This window comes from Micromonospora sp. 4G55 (assembly GCF_016803375.1).
The window spans coordinates 1-3,244 of the sequence record NZ_JAEVHN010000679.1; the positions used below are offsets into that span (position 1 = coordinate 1).

General features: G+C 75.2%; 3 protein-coding genes. 2 read left to right on the forward strand and 1 reads right to left on the reverse strand.

Annotated elements, in window-relative coordinates; genetic code table 11:
• A partial coding sequence (locus JNW89_RS32215) for a C39 family peptidase (protein WP_238451929.1) occupies positions 1–518 on the forward strand: 518 nt, incomplete at its 5' end.
• Between the two features lie 62 nt (positions 519–580).
• On the opposite strand, the gene JNW89_RS32220 is transcribed toward JNW89_RS32215, so the two are convergent.
• A complete protein-coding gene (locus JNW89_RS32220; RefSeq protein ID WP_238451930.1) occupies positions 581–1,768 on the reverse strand; it encodes a PQQ-binding-like beta-propeller repeat protein in 1,188 nt (395 codons plus the stop codon).
• Between the two features lie 207 nt (positions 1,769–1,975).
• Here JNW89_RS32220 and JNW89_RS32225 point away from each other — a divergent pair.
• Positions 1,976–3,244, forward strand: a 1,269-nt coding sequence (locus JNW89_RS32225; protein WP_238451931.1) for a hypothetical protein, incomplete at its 3' end; no start/stop codon positions are given.

The following is a 3,244-nucleotide window of genomic DNA, read 5'->3' on the forward strand; positions in this document are numbered from 1 at the left end:
CACCTGCCTGTCCATGGTGCTGGCCTTCTGGGGGCGCCGGGCCGCCACCCGAGCGGTACGCCTGGGTCGAGCCGCCCGGCCCCCGCCCGGTGGTGGTGCACGCCGCCCGGCACTGCTACGACCACGCGTACGCCGGGGCCGGCAACTGGGCGTTCAACACCGCGTACGCCGGGCTGCACGGGGTGGAGGCGTTCGTCACCCGGCTGCGCTCGCTGGCCGAGGCGGAGGCGTTCGTGGCCGCCGGCGTGCCGCTGGTGGTCTCCGCGGCGTTCCGCGCCGGCCAGGTGCCCGGGCTGGACTACGACACCCGTGGGCACCTGATGGTGCTGGTCGGCTTCACTGAGGCCGGCGACCCGGTGCTCAACGACCCGTACGCGCCGGACGACGCGTCGGTGCGCCGGATCGTGGACCGGGCGCGCTTCGAGGCGGCCTGGCAGGACGGCAGCGGCGGGGCGACGTACGTGATCCACCCGGCGTCGGTGCCGCTGCCCGCGCCGCCAGCCCAGCCGAACTGGTGATCGGCCCGGGCGGTCGGGGCGGTTCGACGCCGGCCCACCTCGCCCGGTCGGCGGTCACCGGTTCAGCCGCCAGATCCCGAAGCCGCCGCCACTGCGGCGACACAGCAGCAGTCGCGCGTCGGCCTGGCAGTCGCCGGTGACCCCGGCCAGCACGTCGAGGACACGGGTCCGGCCGTCGGCGACGTCCAGTTCGGCGACGAACAGCCGGTCGCCGTCGGCGGCCGTACCCCGATCGGCCGGTCCTCGGCCGGATACCGGCCGGACACCTCCCAGGTGCCCAGGTCGGCGACGGCCCGCCCGGTGGCCGTGTCGAGGACCGCGAAGGAGTCCTGCGCGCCGCTGCCCGGCCCCCTGACCAGCATCCGGCCCTCCCGCTCGACGAGCGTCTCGTGCCAGCGGGTGGCGCGCCACCGGACGTCGCCGGTGGCCCGGTCCAGCGCCCACATCCCGCCGGTCTGCCCGTACGCGCAGAGCAGCGGCCCGCAGGCGGCGAAGTAGGCCACCAGTCCCAGCCGGATCTCCCAGCGCCGGTCCAGCTCGTCCAGGCCGTACGCCGTCACCAGGGCGGCGGTGTCCCGGACCACCAGCAGCAACTCGTCGACCGACTGGCTGCGCTGGTAGACGGGGAGTTCGCCGGGGCGGATGTCGGCGCTGCGCAGCCGCGCCCCGGTGCGGGCGTCCCAGACCTCGACCTGCCCGGAGGAGGGGCTGGCCACGATCCGGTCGACGCCGTCGGGCCGGACCCGGTAGGTGGTGGCCTCCACCGGCGTCGCCACCGACCAGCCGACCCGCCCGGTGGCCGGGTCGACGGAGCTGACCCGCCCCGCCTCCGCACCCCCGGTCTCCAGCGCCAGCAGCGCGTCCCCGGCCGGTACGAGGTGACCCGGCCGCTCCCACCGGAGCCGCCCGGTGCCCAGGTCGAACGCGAAGGCGCGGCGCGGCGCGTCCAACGAGCCGGCGGTGACCAGCACCACGTCCCGGTGGACGAAGACCGCACCCTCGGTGCCGGCGGCCGGCAGCGGCGTACGCCACAGCGGCGCGAGTGGACCGTCACCCGCCGCCGGCACGGCGTACGCGGTCAACTGCCCGCCCCGCCCGGCGGGCACGTCCGCCGGCTCCACCACGAACAGCCGGTCGGCGGAGAGGAAGGCCGTGGTGGTCGACCGGGCCGGGACGGTGAAGCTGGTCGGCGCCGCCGCCGGGGCCGCTCCGGCCAGCGAGACCAGGCTGAGCACGAGGGCCGCCGCCACCCGCGCCGGCCGCCCGACGGTGCGCGGCGGACGCCGAGGCGGTTCCCGGCGCCGACTCCTCGCGGACGTCACCCAGATCCGATGAGCGCCACGCCCGACCTCCCCCGACCGTCGGCTGCGGGCCGCAGCGCACCCTGCGGGACGCCCCACCGGCCCGGCGGGTGCGGCGCGTCACCGCCTGTACGATGGCCCGTCGTGGCTGTGCCGGTGGTAGATCCCTCGTTGAACCAGACGTCCGCGCCCGAGGCGCTCGAGCCCGTCGCGGCCGATCCGACACGGCGGCCCCGTCGGCGTCCGAGCCGGGCCGACGTGCTGGCCATCGGAGCCTATGTGCTGCTCGGCGTTTTCGTCTGCCTGAACTACTGGGTGGACGTGCAGCACCGGGTCTCGTCGCACCTGCCGACCGACCACAGCTGGTTCGAGTGGCTCTTCCAGCACGGCGCGTACTCGGTGCGCCACCTGGAGAACCCGCTGTTCAGCGCCCGGCAGAACGCCCCGGACGGGGTGAACATGATGGCCAACACCTCGCTGCTGGGCATGACCCTGCCGCTGGCGCCGGTCACCCTCCTCTTCGGTCCGCAGGTGACCTACGCGCTCTACCTGGGCGGGGCGCTGGCCGCGACCGCGGGCACCTCGTACTGGATGCTGTCGCGCCACCTGGTGCGCTCGCGGGCGGCGGCCTTCGTCGGCGGCGCCTTCCTCGGCTTCGCGCCGGGCATCGTGCACCACGCCAACGGGCAGCCGAACTTCGTCTCCAACTTCCTGCTGCCGGTGATCGTGGCCCGGGTGCTGCGCCTGGGCGAGCCGGGCCGGTGGCGGCGCGACGGGGTCGTGCTGGGGCTGCTGGTGGCGTACCAGATCTTCATCAACGAGGAGATGCTGCTGCTCACCGCGCTGGCCTGCCTGGTGGCGGTGCTGGCGTACGTGGTGCAGCGGCCCCGCGCGGCGCGGGCCCGGGCGGGCGGCTTCCTGGCCTCGCTCGGCGTCGGCGGCGGGCTGGCCCTGCTGCTGACCGCCTACCCGATCTGGTACCAGTTCAACGGCCCGCAGTCCTACCGAGGGTTGCAGGGTGGGATCTTCCACAACTGGGGCGAGGACCTGATGGCCTTCGTCACCTTCGCCCGGGACACCGTGGCCGGTGACGAGGCGGTGGAGACGACCATCGGCCTGACCGAGCAGAACACCTGGTTCGGCTGGCCGCTGGTGCTGGTGGCGCTGGTCGCCCTGGTGCTGCTCTGGCGTCGCTCGCTGCCGGCCCGGATCGCCGGCGTGCTGGTGCTGGTCTTCACCGTCGCCGCGATCGGCCCGACGGTGCGCTTCGACGGCGTGGAGACGACGGTCGACGGCCCCTGGGCGTACATCCCGGACGACCTGCCGCTGGTGGAGATGATGATGCCGACCCGGCTGGCCCTGGTGGTGGCCGCGGCGGTCGGCGTCCTGCTCGCGCTCGCCTGGGACGCCGCGGCGGGTTACGGC